This window comes from Streptococcus sp. HF-2466 (assembly GCF_015594645.1).
Taxonomy (GTDB): domain Bacteria; phylum Bacillota; class Bacilli; order Lactobacillales; family Streptococcaceae; genus Streptococcus; species Streptococcus anginosus.
The window spans coordinates 118,618-136,350 of record NZ_JADNQU010000003.1; the positions used below are offsets into that span (position 1 = coordinate 118,618).

At 36.9% G+C, this 17,733-nt stretch carries 17 protein-coding genes, 1 pseudogene and 1 other annotated feature; of the genes and pseudogenes, 15 read left to right on the forward strand and 3 right to left on the reverse strand.

Annotated features, from left to right (window positions below):
• Positions 1-5 precede the first annotated feature (5 nt).
• Together IYQ91_RS04405 and IYQ91_RS04410 are read right to left on the reverse strand one after the other, a co-directional pair.
• Complete coding sequence (locus IYQ91_RS04405; protein WP_195673194.1) at positions 6-896, reverse strand: LysR family transcriptional regulator; 891 nt, start codon at positions 894-896, stop codon at positions 6-8.
• Between the two features lie 123 nt (positions 897-1,019).
• Positions 1,020-1,376 (reverse strand): helix-turn-helix domain-containing protein, encoded by a 357-nt coding sequence (locus tag IYQ91_RS04410; protein WP_126467065.1) that lies wholly within the window; start codon positions 1,374-1,376, stop codon positions 1,020-1,022.
• A gap of 277 nt (positions 1,377-1,653) precedes the next feature.
• Between IYQ91_RS04410 and IYQ91_RS04415 the strand changes: the two genes are divergently transcribed.
• Both IYQ91_RS04415 and IYQ91_RS04420 read left to right on the forward strand, forming a co-directional pair.
• Positions 1,654-3,276, forward strand: a complete 1,623-nt coding sequence (locus tag IYQ91_RS04415) for a malolactic enzyme (protein ID WP_126467063.1) — start codon at positions 1,654-1,656, stop codon at positions 3,274-3,276.
• Positions 3,277-3,289: 13 nt separating this feature from the next.
• On the forward strand, positions 3,290-4,234 hold the full coding sequence (locus IYQ91_RS04420) for an AEC family transporter (RefSeq protein WP_049508453.1): 945 nt from the start codon (positions 3,290-3,292) through the stop codon (positions 4,232-4,234).
• 60 nt (positions 4,235-4,294) lie between these two features.
• On the opposite strand, the gene IYQ91_RS04425 is transcribed toward IYQ91_RS04420, so the two are convergent.
• The gene (locus tag IYQ91_RS04425) at positions 4,295-4,987 is read right to left on the reverse strand and encodes a YoaK family protein (RefSeq protein WP_018543517.1); all 693 of its coding nucleotides are present in this window, start codon (positions 4,985-4,987) and stop codon (positions 4,295-4,297) included.
• Positions 4,988-5,333: 346 nt separating this feature from the next.
• On the opposite strand from IYQ91_RS04425, the gene IYQ91_RS04430 reads away from it, so the two are divergent.
• The 13 genes and pseudogenes from IYQ91_RS04430 (at position 5,334) to IYQ91_RS04485 (ending at position 17,730) form a co-directional block, all read left to right on the forward strand.
• Positions 5,334-6,410: an aspartate-semialdehyde dehydrogenase gene (locus IYQ91_RS04430; protein WP_195673195.1), complete on the forward strand. Its 1,077-nt coding sequence runs from the start codon at positions 5,334-5,336 to the stop codon at positions 6,408-6,410.
• 54 nt (positions 6,411-6,464) lie between these two features.
• Positions 6,465-7,346, forward strand: coding sequence for a 4-hydroxy-tetrahydrodipicolinate synthase (gene dapA, locus IYQ91_RS04435; protein ID WP_117644412.1), 882 nt, complete (start codon positions 6,465-6,467; stop codon positions 7,344-7,346).
• A gap of 1,076 nt (positions 7,347-8,422) precedes the next feature.
• On the forward strand, positions 8,423-9,349 hold the full coding sequence (locus IYQ91_RS04440; RefSeq protein ID WP_022526131.1) for a hypothetical protein: 927 nt from the start codon (positions 8,423-8,425) through the stop codon (positions 9,347-9,349).
• Positions 9,350-9,436: 87 nt separating this feature from the next.
• A complete protein-coding gene (locus tag IYQ91_RS04445) occupies positions 9,437-10,279 on the forward strand; it encodes an AraC family transcriptional regulator (RefSeq protein ID WP_003029379.1) in 843 nt (280 codons plus the stop codon).
• A gap of 155 nt (positions 10,280-10,434) precedes the next feature.
• Positions 10,435-10,569, forward strand: a sequence feature (ribosomal protein L10 leader region).
• A 38-nt stretch (positions 10,570-10,607) separates the two neighbouring features.
• Positions 10,608-11,108: a 50S ribosomal protein L10 gene (gene rplJ, locus IYQ91_RS04450; RefSeq protein WP_003024222.1), complete on the forward strand. Its 501-nt coding sequence runs from the start codon at positions 10,608-10,610 to the stop codon at positions 11,106-11,108.
• A gap of 70 nt (positions 11,109-11,178) precedes the next feature.
• Positions 11,179-11,547 (forward strand): 50S ribosomal protein L7/L12, encoded by a 369-nt coding sequence (rplL, locus tag IYQ91_RS04455; RefSeq protein ID WP_003024225.1) that lies wholly within the window; start codon positions 11,179-11,181, stop codon positions 11,545-11,547.
• 336 nt (positions 11,548-11,883) lie between these two features.
• Positions 11,884-12,672 (forward strand): hypothetical protein, encoded by a 789-nt coding sequence (locus IYQ91_RS04460; RefSeq protein ID WP_126468069.1) that lies wholly within the window; start codon positions 11,884-11,886, stop codon positions 12,670-12,672.
• Positions 12,673-12,944: 272 nt separating this feature from the next.
• Positions 12,945-13,262: a TaqI-like C-terminal specificity domain-containing protein gene (locus tag IYQ91_RS10140; RefSeq protein WP_416351412.1), complete on the forward strand. Its 318-nt coding sequence runs from the start codon at positions 12,945-12,947 to the stop codon at positions 13,260-13,262.
• Between the two features lie 128 nt (positions 13,263-13,390).
• A complete protein-coding gene (locus IYQ91_RS09990) occupies positions 13,391-13,516 on the forward strand; it encodes a DUF5966 family protein (RefSeq protein ID WP_221739036.1) in 126 nt (41 codons plus the stop codon).
• 159 nt (positions 13,517-13,675) lie between these two features.
• Positions 13,676-15,251, forward strand: a pseudogene (locus IYQ91_RS04470) (ATP-binding cassette domain-containing protein).
• A 179-nt stretch (positions 15,252-15,430) separates the two neighbouring features.
• A complete protein-coding gene (rimM, locus tag IYQ91_RS04475) occupies positions 15,431-15,949 on the forward strand; it encodes a ribosome maturation factor RimM (protein WP_106384337.1) in 519 nt (172 codons plus the stop codon).
• Complete coding sequence (gene trmD / locus IYQ91_RS04480) at positions 15,939-16,664, forward strand: tRNA (guanosine(37)-N1)-methyltransferase TrmD (protein WP_106384387.1); 726 nt, start codon at positions 15,939-15,941, stop codon at positions 16,662-16,664. The genes rimM and trmD overlap by 11 nt, the downstream gene beginning before the upstream one ends.
• A gap of 142 nt (positions 16,665-16,806) precedes the next feature.
• The gene (locus IYQ91_RS04485; protein ID WP_126467054.1) at positions 16,807-17,730 is read left to right on the forward strand and encodes a metal ABC transporter solute-binding protein, Zn/Mn family; all 924 of its coding nucleotides are present in this window, start codon (positions 16,807-16,809) and stop codon (positions 17,728-17,730) included.
• The last annotated feature ends 3 nt before the right edge of the window (positions 17,731-17,733 follow it).

The window sequence follows — 17,733 nt, forward strand, 5'->3', positions numbered from 1 at the left end:
TTTTTTTATTTTTCATCAAGAAGATTGGTGGTATAGTCAAAGAAGTTGAGAACGTCCTCATTTAAAATCGTTGATTTTAGGCTGGCAAGATAGACGTAAAATATGATCTTATCCCCCTTAGACAGAGGAATTTTAACCAATTTTTCCTCATCATTTGGAAAAGCAAAATCAGCCAAGAGACTGATGCCGATATTTTTTCTCAACATTTGCTTCAGCAAATCAACATCATCCGTCTGAAAAAAGATTTCAGCTTTATTATGATGCTTTTGGTTTAACTCACGAAAAGCTTTCAGGTGAATGAAGTGCTGGTCCAAGACGATAAAAGATTCATCAATCAATTCTGAAAAAGAGAGAATTTCTTTATCAGCTAACGGATGGGATTTAGACATGACGACAAATACTTCACTTGAAAACAACCTCTGCAAGTTTAAGCCATTGTGTGAGAGAGGGCCAAGCGTTGCAACAAAGCTGGCATCTAAATCTCCATTTTCCAAAAGGCGAAGCAGTTCGACAGAGCCTCCGCGAATAGGGCGGATTTTTTGGAAAAGGGCAGCCTTGTCATCATTTTCAGGAATAAATGACAGTAAATAATTCATAATCATCGGCGGAAAGCCAACAGTCGAATAATGCGCTAAGGAACGATTGATTTCTTTATGGGCAGAAGAAAGCTCTGGCAGGATCCGCTTGAGATGGCTTAGGAGAATCTCTCCTTGCTCGGTCAAAGAAAAAGTACGATGAGAAGGATCTGCTGCAATGAGCTTACAATTAAATTCCTCCTCTAAGCGCTTGACAGCGTAAGAAACAGACGGCTGACTAATATCAAATTTATTGGCAACAGCAGTATAAGACTGGAGCTGCGTGAGAGAATAAAAATACTCAAAATCTTTTATGTTCATGCTTCAAGTGTAACACAAAGAGGTGAAATAAGGGCAAAAGAAAATTGATATAAGTAAATTTTATCCGTACTGTCGCTTTTGACTATACGCAAAGCAAAAGATTAAAATGAAATACTGAAGCGACTACCGGTCAAGGTTATCAAGAATGTCTTCAAAAATGCCAACGAATACTTCTTGTTTTTCCTTTGGTAGTTGTTTTATTTTCATATTTAAGCGTTTAAGGGAGAAAGGATGGTTTGAATCTCTCTTTCCTTCCAAACTTCTAAAGTCAAAAAATTCTTCCGGTGTCATATCTAAAGCTAAGATGACTTTTTCCAGAGTTTGAATGCTGAGATTGCTGCTTAGGTTTTCTAGTTGATTGATATATTTCAAGCCTAAACCAGCTTTTTCAGATAATTCTTCTTGACTTAAATCCTTTGCTTTTCTATGAAAGCGGACCTTATTAGCAATAAAACGCTGTAAAAAAGTTGTTTTGTTCATATACCTATCATACAAGTTTCACATCATCTTTTTAACCTTATGTATAAAACTTTGTATGATTTATGGCACAATTTGTGCTATAATAAATATAAAAGGAGGCGAATTTTTTATAGTTGGCTATGTTGATTTTAAAAATCAATTGTCATTATAGTCATTTAGTTTATCTTTTATTACTGTGTTAACTCGCTTTGTCTAACTTCAGTTATGCCTGCAGCTCGTTGCCTTGTACTAAAAGCAAACTAAACGACTATATTCTTAAAATGCAAGGAGAAAGCTCATGAAAGCACATGACATTTTAAATAACCCTTTTTTGAATAAAGGAACGGCCTTTACAAATGAAGAACGTCAAGAATTGGGATTGGTAGGACTTTTGCCTCCGTATGTCCAAACTTTGGAAGAGCAGGCTGCTCAAACCTATCACCACTATCAGCAAAAGCCAAGCAACCTTGAAAAGCGTTTGTTTTTAATGGAAATTTTTAATACCAATCGGACTTTATTTTACTATCTGTTCAGCCAACATATTAAAGAGTTCAATCCTATCGTGTACGATCCGACAATTGCAGATACGATTGAAGGATACAGCGATCTTTTTGTAGACCCTCAATATGCTGGTTATCTTGATATTAACCACCCTGAAAATATTGAAGCAACTTTGAAAAATGCAGCAGGAGACCGTGAGATTCGCTTGATTGTGGTGACGGATGCAGAAGGAATCCTAGGAATTGGTGACTGGGGAACCAACGGAGTAGATATCTCAGTCGGCAAGCTTATGGTCTATACTGCAGCAGCAGGAATTGATCCAAAATCTGTTTTACCTCTGGTTATTGACGCAGGAACCAATCGCAAGGAATTATTAGACAATCCAAATTATCTTGGAAATCGGCATGAAAGAGTTCGCGGAGAGCGTTATTATGATTTTGTTGATCAATTTGTCCAAACAGCTGAACGTCTTTTCCCTAAGCTCTATCTGCACTGGGAAGATTTTGGCCGCTTAAATGCTGCAACGATTTTAAACGAATACAAGGATAGAATCCCAACATTTAATGATGATATTCAGGGAACAGGGATTGTGACCTTAGGCGGAATTTTTGCTTCACTTGACATCACCGGAGAAAAACTAACGGATCAAGTCTATCTCTGCTATGGCGGGGGCACAGCAGGTGCAGGAATTGCAGCACGTGTCTATAGAGAAATGGTTGTAGATGGTTTATCTGAAGAGGAAGCCTATAAACGCTTTTTCATGGTGGATAAGCAAGGTCTCCTCTTTGATGATATGGATGACTTAACTCCTGAGCAAAAACCGTTTGCGAAGAAGCGCTCTGATTACCCAAATGCAGATAAGCTGACTGATTTGCTTGAAGTTGTGAAAACCGTCAAACCGACGATTTTAGTTGGAACTTCTACACAGCCAAATACCTTCACAAAGGAAATCGTAGAAGCGATGTGTGAAAACACGGCCTGTCCGATTATTTTCCCACTTAGCAATCCTACAAAGCTAGCAGAAGCAACTGCGGAAGATTTGATTAAATGGTCAGACGGGAAAGCATTTGTCGCAACAGGAATCCCAGCAGATGATGTAGAGTATAAAGGTGTTACTTATCAAATCGGCCAAGCAAACAATGCCCTTATTTATCCTGGCTTGGGACTTGGGGTCATGGGAGCTGAGGCTAAACTATTGACAGATGAAATGATTGGCGCTGCGGCTCACTCCTTGAGCGGTATTGTGGACATTACCCAGCCCGGAGCTCCCGTTCTTCCACCTTTCAAATATGTGACAGAAGTGTCTATCAAGGTAGCAGAAGCTGTTGCTAAAAAAGCCCAAAAGCAAGGTCTTGCTCAAGCAGACGAAAAAGACATGGCTAAAGCAGTACGTGATTTGAAATGGTATCCAAAATACTAGATAGAAGGTTTTTATGAATATCTTTTTAACCTCTATTCAAAGTATCATCCCGATTATTGCAATCATTGTACTTGGCTATATCTTGCAAGTAAGGGGCTGGTTCGGAGAAGACTTCGGTCCCAATCTGTCCCGCCTCATCATGAATGTAGCGTTGCCGGTTTCAATCTTTGTCTCTGTCTTGAAGTACCTGACTTTGAGCAAGTTGATTTCATTATCAAGTTCTCTTGTCTGGGTTTTGGTAGCTTTTGTCATTGGATACATTTTTGCTTTTGTTGCCGTTAAGGTTTTTAAAGTACGGCCAGGTCGTCGGGCAACCATGATTAATACCTTTGTCAATGCCAATACAATCTTTATAGGGCTTCCTTTGAATGTTGCTCTCTTTGGAGACGAGGCACTTCCATATTTCTTGGTTTACTATATTGCGAATACCATTTCGACATGGACAATCGGGGTCTATCTCATGACAACCGATAGCAAGTCTGGCGAGAAGAAAGCAGGAAAATTTGACTGGAAGAAACTCCTGCCTGCTCCTTTGATTGGTTTTCTCGTTGCCTTAGTCTTTCTTATTTTAGGTTGGGAGGTGCCTAGTTTTGCCAGCAGCACCCTTATCTATATCGGGAACTTGGTAACTCCTCTGTCTCTTATTTACATTGGTATCATTTTAGCTAAAGCAGGTCTGAGCACTATTCGGTTCGATAAGGACTCTGTTGTGACCTTGGTCGGTAAATTTATTTTAGCGCCATTAACAATGGTTGTTCTTTTGAATTTAGTAGCAAGCGGATTGCCTGCAATGGAATACAAAACCTTCGTCGTTCAATCTGCTGCACCAGCCCTTGCAGTTCTTCCAATCCTTGCAAGCCAAGGAGACGGCGATGTGGAATTTACCACAAATGTTGTGACACTAAGCACGGTCTTATTTGTAGTCGTTGTTCCAGTTGTTGTGACACTACTTGGATAAACCATTCTTGAAAATAATAGCAAAACGCCCTGATTGCTTCTGTCAGGGCGTTTATTGATGTTAGATATTTTTTTGCTCTAAGTGATGTATATGGTTGTACCTGGTATAATGAATGATAATAATCGTCAAAATAGTAGTGACTGTCCAGATAGCGTATTGATGAATGAAACGTGTGAGAAATCCAGTAAAAATAGCACCGCCGATGAAACTAGCGACAATCATAGAGTAATTAGCCGCTTGCCTTCTAATAATATGTCTACGATCTTTAAAACGAATATATTCATACCAAGCAGTGACCATTCTCCGATAGTTTCCTGAAGTCATCATAATCATGTAGGGATAAGACTCGATTTTTGAGCCTGTATAAGTTAGCATGACCATGCCTGTAGAGGTTGCAAGCAATATCACCCAGATAAAATAATGAGAATGAAAAAAAGGAAAGAGGAAAGTCGTGAGAGTCAATGGTAAGACTCCCCAAGTACGCCAATGTGAGCTTTGCGCCCGTTCCTTAAGTAGAATACCAAGGATAAAGCCACAGGTAAAGAAGACAAGCGAAAGGATACGGTAAGCCGTCTTTACGGTTGGACCATCCCAGTCGGCTACGATTAAAATAATATTCCCTGTCTGAGTGGCGATTAGTGTACTAAATTGTATATGCGAAAAAACGTCTAGGCAACCACCCACAGCTCCTAGCAAGATAGCCATTGTTCGCCTATCTTGAGGCATGGGGACAGGCTGTTTCGTAGTATCCATAACTTTATCCTCCTAAAAACTATTTTACTCTTTTAAGGCACCAATTTCAAATATGGATAAGCTAGAAAATCTCTCATAAAAAATAGTTTGACTTTTAGGATTCTCTATAGTAGAATGCTAGATATGCGATGAGTCGATAGGTGGCGCAAGCCACATATTGAGCATGGGAGGTCATATACGCAGGAGCGGACCTTGATGAGTTGTGTGAACCTGCTCATCACACGTAAGTGCCCTCAATCCCTACTTTTTAGTGGGGATTTTTTTCTTATAAGTCTTTTCAATTCTTTATAAAAGTAGTATAATACCAGCAATACACAAATTTTTTGAAAATTCAGAGAGGTATGTTATGGGATACACAGTTGCTGTGGTAGGTGCTACAGGTGCCGTTGGAGCTCAAATGATCAAAATGCTGGAAGAATCAACTCTTCCGATTGAGAAAGTACGCTACTTGGCTTCAGCTCGTTCAGCGGGGAAAGTTTTGAAATTTAAAGACCAAGACATCACAATTGAAGAAACAACGAAGACTGCCTTTGAAGGTGTAGATATCGCTCTCTTTTCAGCAGGCGGTTCAACTTCTGCCAAGTATGCTCCGTACGCTGTCAAGGCAGGAGCTGTTGTGGTGGATAACACCTCTTATTTCCGTCAGAATCCTGATGTTCCTTTGGTTGTACCAGAGGTCAATGCACATGCACTTGATGCTCATAATGGAATTATCGCCTGCCCAAACTGCTCCACTATCCAGATGATGGTGGCGCTGGAACCTGTTCGTCAGAAATGGGGCCTAGAGCGTATCATCGTATCGACCTATCAGGCCGTTTCGGGTGCTGGTATGGGGGCTATTCTTGAGACTCAGCGTGAACTGCGAGAGGTCTTAAATAACGGTGTCAATCCGCGTGATATCAAGGCAGAGATTTTGCCTTCTGGTGGTGACAAGAAGCACTATCCGATTGCTTTCAACGCTCTTCCTCAAATTGATGTTTTCACGGACAATGACTACACCTACGAAGAGATGAAGATGACCAATGAAACCAAGAAGATTATGGAAGATGACACGATTGCGGTTTCTGCTACTTGTGTTCGTATCCCTGTTCTTTCAGCGCACTCAGAGTCTGTCTACATCGAGACAAAAGAAGTAGCGCCTATCGCAGAAGTCAAGGCAGCTATTGCCAATTTTCCTGGAGCAGTATTAGAGGATGATGTTGCTCATCAAATCTACCCTCAAGCTGTCAATGCTGTCGGCAAAAAAGAAACATTTGTTGGTCGTATCCGCAAAGATTTGGATGCTGAAAAAGGGATTCATATGTGGGTGGTTTCAGACAACCTGCTTAAAGGTGCAGCTTGGAATTCTGTTCAAATCGCTGAGACCTTGCATGAACGTGGCTTGGTGCATCCAACAGCAGAGGTCATTTTCGAATTGAAGTAAAATGTGAGATAATATTTGTATAGTTGTATTTTGCAAGCTAGGAGGACGAGATTTATGTCTATAGAAGATTTAAAAAAAGCAAGAATTATAACAGCACTTGTAACACCGTTTAAAGAGGACGGTAGCATTAACTTTGAAGCTCTTCCTAAGCTGATTGAGCACCTTCTAGCGCATCATACAGAAGGACTGATTATCGCAGGAACGACAGGTGAAAGCCCAACTCTGACGCATGAAGAGGAGCTAGAATTATTTGCAGAGGTTCAAAAGATTGTAAAAGGGCGAGTTCCGTTGATAGCCGGAATTGGTACGAATGATACTCGAGATTCAATTGAATTCGCGCGTGAAGTTGACAAATTTGGTGGTTTTGCTGCCGGACTTGCAGTGACTCCTTATTACAATAAACCGACTCAAGAAGGTCTATATCAGCATTATAAAGCGATTGCGGAAGCTTCAAATCTGCCAGTCATCGTTTATAATGTTCCTAGCCGAACGGTTGCTGGTTTGACAGTAGAAACTTCCTTGCGCTTAGCACAATTGCCAAATATTATTGCAATCAAAGATTGTACAGGCATAGATGCTCTTACCCATTTGGTTGAAAACGCTCCACAGGACTTTCTAATTTATACTGGGGAAGACGGACAAGCTTTTCATGCAAAGGCAATCGGAGCACAGGGGGTTATATCTGTTGCGGCTCATACTAATGGAGATGACTTTTATGAAATGTTTGCTGCTTTAGATGAGGGTAAGCTGAAAAAAGCTGCTCAGATTCAACGTCAGCTGTTACCAAAAATAGAAGCTCTCTTTTCTGTGACAAGCCCAGCACCACTTAAAGCTGTGCTAAATTCTCAAGGGTTTGAAGTCGGACCACTCCGCCTCCCATTGGTTGCTTGTACAGAGCAAGAAAAAGCCGTTATTCTTTCATTTTTTGAAGATTGAAGGAAGCATTTTAGGTTTGTAAAATGTTGGGAACATTTACGATGAACTAGTGAATTTTTTATTACGTAGGACTTTAGCATTTAAATCTGCAAGAAGAAATGTTTGAAAAGACAAAACTAAGCTGAATGGAAAGACTGATATTACTAGATTGTCATATTTTCTGTTATGATAAGATAAGAGTGGGATATTTAGTATAATAGAAATGGATAAATTGAAAGTTGATGAGAAGTTGGAGCATATGAAGAAAAGAAAATTGAGAATCAGTTCCATTGAAATTATGGCGATTTTAGGATTATTAATTTGGCTACTCACAATATTTTTAAGAAAATATTATTCAATTAATTCAGTTGTTCCTATATTTTATGTCACACCCTAGTTTTGGAGGAGCATGGATTGGAACAGCTATGCTAAAACAACCTTTTAGTCCAACATTCAGTGTAAATAAAGTCTCAACTATTGAATTTTCTAAAAAGACACTTATGTATATATGTATAGTGGTTGTACTGATGTCTTTTATTAATGAGTTATTACCATTGGGTAATACTAGTGTAGTATTTGACGTATACGATGCGCTTGCTACTGTACTAGCGGAAATCATAGCTTTTAACATACCTGTCATTCTAAAAGAAAAGACTTTAATAGATTACCGTTGATTTTGGGAAGATTAAAAAACCAGTGTCGAACTGAACAAGGAATAAAAACACATTAGACGGTAGAATGAAACATTCTATCGTCTTTTCGTATTAGTTCTTACCATTTTCTCTTTTTCCGACAATTTAATAAATCTACGAATCAAAAGGGATAGCTTTTCACTCCAATTATAAAAAATGATCAAAAAGTCTTGTAATTTTTTTCTTATGTTACGATTGTTAATAGTTAGAAAAAATTGTAAAATTAGTGCAGTAAAAGCTTAGCCTTTGATGTTTTTAGACAATAGTTTCATTTTTTAATAGCTTTTTTGATTTACAATAAAACATGTGAAATTTCTTTCTTCTGCGCAAACCTATAAATTCCGTACAAATTTGATGGGGGATAAATTTTCCTATCGTTTATACTATAGGCAAGGAGGTAGGAAGATGAATTTATACTTTGGTGATATTCCGATTTGTTATTCTCATTCGACGGCTATGGCCTTACAGGCTGCGGGCTATGATTTTCGCTCGGACTACCTAGAAGCGATCATGGTCATGGGTAATGGAGCTACCCTTGTGAAAAAAGACGACAGACATCCTTTGGTTTTCTTTGATAATGGCATGCCAGATGAGTCCATTAGTCATTGTTTACAAATTCTTGGATTTGACTATGAGGAGTTTTTCTGTGATTCTTCAGAGCCAGTCAATGTGATAGAACTAAAAGAAAAACTCAAGACATATCTAGACCATGGATCTGTTATTGTAGGTCCTTTGGATATGGGATATCTGACTTATAATCTCAATCATAGCCATCTACGAGGTGTGGATCATTTTGTTTCAGTTTATGACATGGATGAGCATTGGATTTATTTCCATGATCCGGCAGGCTATCCTTGTGTGAAAATGGATTTTCGTGATTTTTGTAAAGCGTGGAAAGCAGAAGCGATTGACTATAAAAGAGGAGCTTATTCCATGTGGGGAAATTTGCAAAGAAATAAGCTTCCAACAAGTCAGGAGATTTATCACAGTGTCTCTATTATCATGAAACAACGATATGAAAATGGTGAGGTTGGTATAATTGAGGACTATGCTAAAACTATTCGAGCAAACGGCTTAAATGCGGAACAAAAACAACTCCATCAATTTTTTTCATTTCGTTTGGCAGCCGTTAGAAGTCTTTACTTGAGTCAATTTTTGAAAGATTATGATCCTGTAAAAGCAGACTTGAAGGAAAAAATTGCTATGCTTTTTAGCCAAGCCTATCTGGACAGCAGGCAGGAAGCCTATAATTCTTTAGCAGATACCCTGATGGAGATTGCCCAATTGGATGTACAGTTTAGGGATTTGTGCCTTCAATGTATCAAGGGATAAAACTCTGAAAGATTATTGTACTAAAGGTAAAGAAGTTAGAGATTTTGGTATCTTTACATAGGATAGAAAAATGAATAGAGGTAAAATATGCAGATAATTCAATTTTTTAATGAAACAATTAACTACATTGAAAGTGTGCTGGATAGCGAAATAGATGAAGATAAAATTACCCATTTATCCACTTATTCTTATCCTATGTTTAGCAGACTCTTTTCTATATTAACAGATACAACATTGTCAGAGTATATTAGAAGTCGAAGGTTGACAGAAGCGGCTGTTTTACTGAGAGATACCAATATTAAAGTTATTGATATAGCGATGAAGTATGGATATGAATCATCTGATTCATTTGGGACTGCATTCAAAAAATTTCATGGATTTACACCTTCAGAGGTAAGAAATGGAAAACCATTCAAAATAGTTTCACGAGTGCAGCTAGCACTAAGTGTAAGAGGAGGAAGAAGTATGAACATCACAATTCAAAAGAAAAATTCATTTACAGTTGCAGGTAGGAATGAACAAAATATCAATTCATCATTATGTCCGAGTGTTTGGAATAAACTATATGGAGAATATCGTCATGATGAATTAGCAAGATTGGGAGAAGGTCAAAGTGTCGGTGTTTGTTACAATGTAGAACAACCAAGTACTATTAATTACATAGCAGGGTATATCGTTACAGATGTAGATAAAGCAAAAAGTATGGGCTTAGATGTTTTGAAAGTTGAAGAAGCAGAATATGCCATTGTAGAGTTAACAGGAAGTGTTCCGGAATGTATTCATAATGGTTGGAAATATGCAATGGAAGTATTTTTTCCAGAACATGGTTATGTTCATTCAGGAAAACCTGACTTTGAATATTATTATGAAGGGGATATGGATAGCAAAGACTACAAAATGGAACTTTGGATTCCAATTGTAAAAGCATAATAAATATAAGATAGTTAGAGCAGATCTTTATGGTCTGCTTTTTTATCTTTCCAATAATTTAATAAATCTGCTAACTAAAAAGAATAGATTTTCGTTCTAATTATAAAAATTATTAAAAACTCTTGCAATCTTTTTTTTCTTATGTTACAATAATCATTGGTTTGAAAAAACTGCCTAAGACAGTAGGGGAGCTCGACTCATAAAGATCCTACCGAGGACAAAACGGATCATGTAAAAGAAACGTATTGTACTTTCGTGTCTAGGTTTGGGCGCGTTTTTCTTTTGGAAAAATTTCCCAAGCAAAATAATTACGGAGGTGAAACACTAAATGAGTGAAGCAAGTATTGCTAAAAAAGCGGAACTAGTTGATGTAGTTGCTGAAAAAATGAAAGCAGCTGCAAGTATCGTTGTTGTGGATGCTCGTGGTCTTACAGTTGAACAAGACACAGTTCTTCGTCGTAATCTTCGTGGAAGCGAAGTTGAGTATAAAGTTATTAAAAACTCAATTTTACGTCGTGCATCTGAAAAAGCTGGACTTGAAGGTCTTGCTGATGCATTTGTTGGACCATCTGCTGTTGCATTTTCAAATGAAGATGTTGTAGCACCAGCAAAAATCATCAATGATTTTACTAAAGAAGCTGATGCACTTGAAATTAAAGGTGGAGCTATTGAAGGTGCTGTTGCATCTAAAGAAGAAATCGTTGCTCTTGCAACTCTTCCAAATCGCGAAGGACTTCTATCTATGCTACTATCTGTGCTTCAAGCACCAGTTCGCAATGTTGCTCTTGCAGTCAAAGCGGTTGCAGACAACAAAGAAGAAGCAGCTTAATTTTAAGTTGCGCGTAGCCTATGCTACAAACTAATAATAAATAACGAAAACATATTTGGAGGAAATAACAATGGCATTGAACATTGAAAATATTATTGCTGAAATTAAAGAAGCTTCAATCCTTGAATTGAACGACCTTGTAAAAGCTATCGAAGAAGAATTTGGTGTAACTGCAGCTGCTCCTGTAGCTGTAGCTGCTGCTGGTGCTGGTGAAGCTGCCGCTGCAAAAGATTCATTTGACGTTGAATTGACTGCAGCAGGCGACAAGAAAGTCGGCGTTATCAAAGCTGTTCGTGAAATCACAGGTCTTGGTCTTAAAGAAGCTAAAGAACTTGTTGACGGAGCACCAACTGTTGTTAAAGAAGGTGTTGCAACTGCAGAAGCTGAAGAAATCAAAACTAAATTGGAAGAAGCTGGAGCTTCAGTTACTCTTAAATAATCGTTCATTGATTGTTTAAGGGGGAAAGCCGAGTTTAAAAGCCTTTAGTTAATAGTAAAGGCGATAGAATAGGAAATGTTTCTTTAGAAACTTCCCCACAAACACCCCCACAATTTTTTGTGGGGGTGTTTTCTAAATTTTATTAAGGATTTAAACTTATGATTGATGTATTATTTTATAATACTGTTAATAATTATATTAATAAGAAAGTTAATATAAAAAAAAACAATTCCTCTTTCAAAAAAGGATTTTATAAGATATCTTATAAATGCTGGTGGTTTTAGGAATAAAGGTGTATCCTTTAGTGGACAAAGATTTTATTTTCATTTAGTTAATATGGCTTTAACAGAGAGTAATCAGAAGTTTTATATAACAGGTGATTATTCTAATTCGGAAACATCTATTAAATCAGCTATCTCCTATTTTATTGGCATACTATCAGCATATGCAATTGCAGAAAAAGAATATAAAATTCCTTATTTATATCATCTAAAGGATCCTGCTATCTCCAGGGTAGTAAACACCACTAAATATTTTCCTGATTTCTTTGGTTTAGGATATGGTAGTATAAATAATGCTTATTTAATTGAAGCTAAAGGTAGTGTGAAGAATAGTATAGATAAGCGTACTATTACCAAAGCAAAAAAACAGGTTAACTCAATTGGTCAATTGACATTTAAGGAGTCTTCTGGTAATTACCATTATATAACTCGCTTTGAGAGACATATAACAGGTTCATATTTCCAAGATGATGAATTAAAATTTTGTGATGTTGATCCTGAATATGATGGGGAATTAGAATACTCTTTAGACGCTAATGTTGCAATTTTACGCTATTATAAAAATATTATCGAATTATTGTCGTCTAATAATAAAAAAATAGAAATCAAAAATTTAAATGGAATAGAATATACTTTAGTAGAATTTGAAGGTTATCAGATTGGAATTAATAAAGAAATATTCTATCTGTTAGAAGAATACTCAAATTATAATTATGAATTACCAGATGATTGTGACCTTTATAATTCAATATCCAAAATTTCAATGAACAGTTATGAGGAAACTTTTTTACTAAATAAAGAAGATTCAATTTCCCTTGGAAGAGATGGTATAATTGTTATCTAGTTAGTATTTTAGTAATTGTTAGAACTATTCCTAAATAATTAATTATTAATTTTTTAAGGCTGTAATCCGAGTTTTATAGCTTTTTGTTAATAGTAAAAGTGATATAAAAAGTGAAGTTTTCTTTTAGAACTTCTCTACAAACATCCCCATAATTTTTGTGGGGGGTTATTTTTTATAAAATTGATGTATAATTATATTGTGTTATTTACTAATCTATTTAAGAATTTATAGATTTTATTTTCTTAATTAAAATTTAAGGAGTTAGGATCTTAATTGCAAGAATTCCAGTAAAGTCAAACTATATTATCAGAGCGACATTAGTAGAAGAGAATTTTATACATGAACAAAGTATTGAAGCAATAAATGAAATTACCGTAAACCCAAGATTTTTAATTGGAGTTTTAAATTCTAAGGTGCTTTCTTACTATGCTATTAATGAATTTGATTTTTTGCAACGAAATACTTTCCTTAAAATGCGATTAACTCAAATTAAGAAATTCCCAATACCAAATTCGACAAAAGAACAACAAGATTCAATAGCGATACTGGTAGAGCAATTGATGGATGAAATGAATGAACCGTTCGTTTAAATTCGTTGAAATAAATCAGTATTTTGAAAGATGGCTTGAAAATGATTTATCTGATTCTTCCTCTCATTCTCATGGCTGTGAGAGTGATTGTCTTGATTCTTTGGTGACTCCTAATCCTAGACAGTGGTGTGTTTTTTATAGGACTGGCTTGTGCTATTCTTTTTACAGAGGTTTATGGATTCTATCTTCTCTTTACAGAACCTGAACTTTATACAGCAGACCTGACACAAAATGGATTTCTGAGTTTTACTTGAATCATTATTTTAATAGATGTATAATGCATTTAAAGAAAAACAAAGAACTTCCTAAGAGATCAGAAACTGTAACCAATACCTGTAATATTTGCAGTTAGTAGATTAGAAACGGTAATATGGAGAGGAGTGCTAGCCTCTCTATTTTTCCAGGAGGACATTATGAATAAAATTTTTCACTATCTGGATAAGAAAACGAAATTTTATACTGTCATCGGGGCACTGGCAAATGGAGGATTGGCTCTTGCTCAACCTTTAGTAGTATCTCGAGCTTTGTCCTTAAACCAAGGAGAACTAACCTATTTTAAGATAGTGCAATTTGCTCTTTTTGGTTTTACAGTCTACTTTGTCTTGTATAGCTTGATGCTCTTTTGCAATCACACGCATAACGTATTTCGACGTGAGATTCAGATGAATATGAGAGCAGATTTATTTGGTAAGTTAATGACAAATAAGGATTATAAGTGAAGATGAAAAAATCACCATGCTCACATAGGATATGGAGTATTTGGGGGATAATTATTTAGAAAAGTACATTAACATAATTTGCTGGGGATTTGTTGCTTTACTAACAGCAATTTATATTATTACGCAAAATCTGTTACTGGGGAGTATTTTTGTCTTCTTTACTATCTTACGCCCTATTCCTCAATATTTAATGAACAAAAGGCTCAAACATACTGGTGACGATATGGCTCAAGGCAGAGTGGAGGTTCATAATCAGGTATCTGACAGTATCCGAGGGGCGCAGACTCTGCTCATGAATCAAGCGATTCTGGAAAATAGACAAAAATTATGGAATGTGAATTGGAAATATCAATGAGCTATCCAAAACTTTTGCTTCACCCATAATATCGTCTTCTTTTGTAATGGCTTTATGGTATTTCTGAGTCAGGTTTTACCGCTTGTGTTAGGTTTCTTCTTTGCCATGAATGGTCATAGGGTATCTGTCGCTAATCTTGTCGCCATGTATATCGCAGCTGGTCAGTTGGTGAGTCCTATCCAGACAATCATGTATGATACAGTAGATATCCAAGGGGCAAAAACGACTGCGGACAAGATTTATGGAGTATTAGACAGTAAAGATGATAAACAACTGGCGAAAGATGATATGCAAGAACTTCGTGCCCTGCACATCCAAAATCTAAATAAGTCCTATGGTAACAGACAGCTTTTTTCCCATCTGAACTTGGACATCCAAACTGGTCAGAAAATTTTAATCAAGGGACCGAGTGGCTGTGGGAAATCGACCTTGTTTCGGATAATTATTGGTGAGGAGCAGGCTGATGAAGGTCAGATTACTGGTGTGACAACAACTAATAAATATACATCTCATTTTGTATCTAGTGTTGGTATCATTAGCCAGCATCCATTCCTTTTTAATGACACGGTTCGATATAATTTGACTTTGGGACAAGTCTTTTCTGATGAAGATTTGTGGTTTGTTTTAAAACAAGTCAAGCTCGACAATGAATTAACAGAAGGGTTGGACTTTGTTGTCAGTAACAATGGTGACAATATTTCGGGTGGTCAGAGGGTTCGGATTGAACTGGCAAGATTTCTTCTGCGTAAAAAGGATGTTTTACTAGTAGATGAGGTAACTGCTGCCTTGGACGAGGAAAACAGCAAGATGGTGCGTGATCTACTGTTTTATCTACCTGTTATGATGCTAGAAATTGCTCACCATATTGAGGATGAAAGTAGATATAATCAAATTTTAGACTTAGGAAAATATTGAGCTATTTTTGATAACTCTTTTTTTGTGATAGAAGCTCCAAGCTATATCTGGTATGCTTGACCTAGTTTATAGAAAGTATAGGAAAACTCACCTTATAGTTTTAGTGAATTTTTGTTTTCTTGAGAATTCCTTTTATTCATGATAGAATAAATAGGATAATGCTAGTATTTGGAGAGAAAATGAACTATTATAATGTTGGAAAAATTGTAAATACGCAAGGTTTGCAAGGTGAAATGCGTGTTATGTCCGTGACGGATTTTGCAGAGGATCGTTTTAAAAAAGGAAGTATGTTGGGCCTTTTTGATAAGAAAGATAATTTTGTCATGAATGTGGAAATTGCTAGTCATCGTAAGATGAAAAATTTTGATATTATCAAATTCAAAGGAATGTACCATATCAATGACATTGAGAAATATCGTGATTTTACTTTGAAAGTGGCTGAAGAAGACTTATCGGATTTAGATGAGGGCGAATTTTACTATCATGAAATCATCGGCTTGAATGTTTATGAACGGGGTATTTTGATTGGAACAATTAAAGAAATTTTGCAGCCCGGTGCCAATGATGTCTGGGTGGTAAAGCGCAAAGGCAAGCGTGATTTACTGTTGCCTTATATTCCGCCTGTTGTATTGAATATTGATCTTGAAAATAGTCGAGTAGATGTGGAAATTCCGGAAGGACTGGATGATGAAGATTGATATTTTAACATTATTTCCGGAGATGTTTGCCCCGCTGGAACATTCAATAGTTGGCAAGGCGCGTGAAAAAGGGTTGCTGGAGATTCACTATCATAACTTTCGGGAAAATGCAGAGAAATCACGACATGTTGATGATGAGCCTTATGGAGGCGGTCAAGGAATGTTGCTCAGAGCGCAACCGATTTTTGATGCTTATGATGTGATTGAGAAAAAACAGCCACGGGTTATTTTGTTAGATCCCGCTGGTCGAATGTTTGATCAAGCCTATGCGGAAGAGCTTTCCCAAGAAGAAGAATTGATTTTTATTTGTGGACATTATGAAGGTTATGATGAGCGGATTAAAAGTTTGGTGACAGACGAAATCTCGCTTGGAGACTATGTTTTGACCGGTGGAGAATTGGCTGCCATGACGATGATCGATGCGACGGTACGGCTGATTCCTGAAGTTCTTGGTAAGGAAGCCAGTCATACTGATGATAGTTTTTCATCAGGGCTTTTAGAATATCCTCAATATACTCGCCCGTATGATTTTCGTGGAATGGTTGTGCCAGATATTTTGATGAGTGGTCATCATGAAAATATCCGAAAATGGCGTCTGTATGAGAGTTTGAAAAAGACTTACGAGCGTCGTCCAGATTTGCTAGAAAAATATGAGTTCACAGCAGAAGAAGCTGAAATGCTGGAAGAGATTCGTAAAGAAAAAAGCGATTGGTAAGAGTAAAAGTTTTCTAATGCTATTTAGAAAGCTTTTTTATTATTGTTAAAAAACAGATAAAAAATTCTTGACAGCTAATTTCTATCATGGTATCATATTAACCAGTTAATAAACTGGTTAAACACTAGTTAAGGAGTGATATATGAAATTAAGGAAATATTTATTTTCTATTTTTGTGGCAGGACTGGTTTTGATTTTGACGGCGTGCGGTGCAGGTAGCAAAAAGCAGAGCAAGGGAATGAAAATTGTAACAAGTTTTTATCCGATTTATGCTATGGTCAAAGAAGTATCAGGCGATTTAAATGATGTTCGGATGATTCAATCAAGTAGCGGTATTCATTCCTTTGAACCATCAGCCAACGATGTAGCAGCTATCTATGATGCAGATGTCTTTGTTTATCATTCTCATACGTTAGAATCTTGGGCTGGAAGTTTAGATCCGAGTTTGAAAAAATCTAAAGTGAAGGTGCTTGAAGCTTCAGAAGGGATGAAGCTGGAGCGTGTGCCGGGATTAGAAGATGTAGCTGCTGGTGAGGGAGTGGATGAAAAGACTCTTTACGATCCACATACGTGGTTAGACCCAGAAAAAGTGGCAGAAGAAGCGCAAATCATCGCTGATAAACTTTCGAAGATTGATAGTAAAAATAAAGAAACCTATCAAAAAAACGCGAAAGAGCTGGCAGGTAAGGCAAAAGAATTGACTAAAAAATATCAACCGATTTTCAAAGCTGCAAGGCAAAAAACATTTGTGACGCAGCATACTGCCTTTTCTTATTTGGCGAAGCGATTTGGATTGAAGCAGTTGGGGATTGCCGGGATTTCTCCAGAGCAGGAACCAAGTCCGCGCCAATTGACAGAAATTGAAGAATTTGTCAAAACTTATAAAGTTAAAACCATTTTTGTGGAAAGTAATGCTTCATCAAAAGTTGCGAAAACTTTGGTCAAGTCTACAGGCGTTAAACTAAAACAATTAAACCCTTTGGAAGCTGATCCGCAAAATAATCATACTTATCTTGAAAATCTAGAAGCCAATCTAGCGACATTGGCAAAAGAATTGAAAAAATGAGGA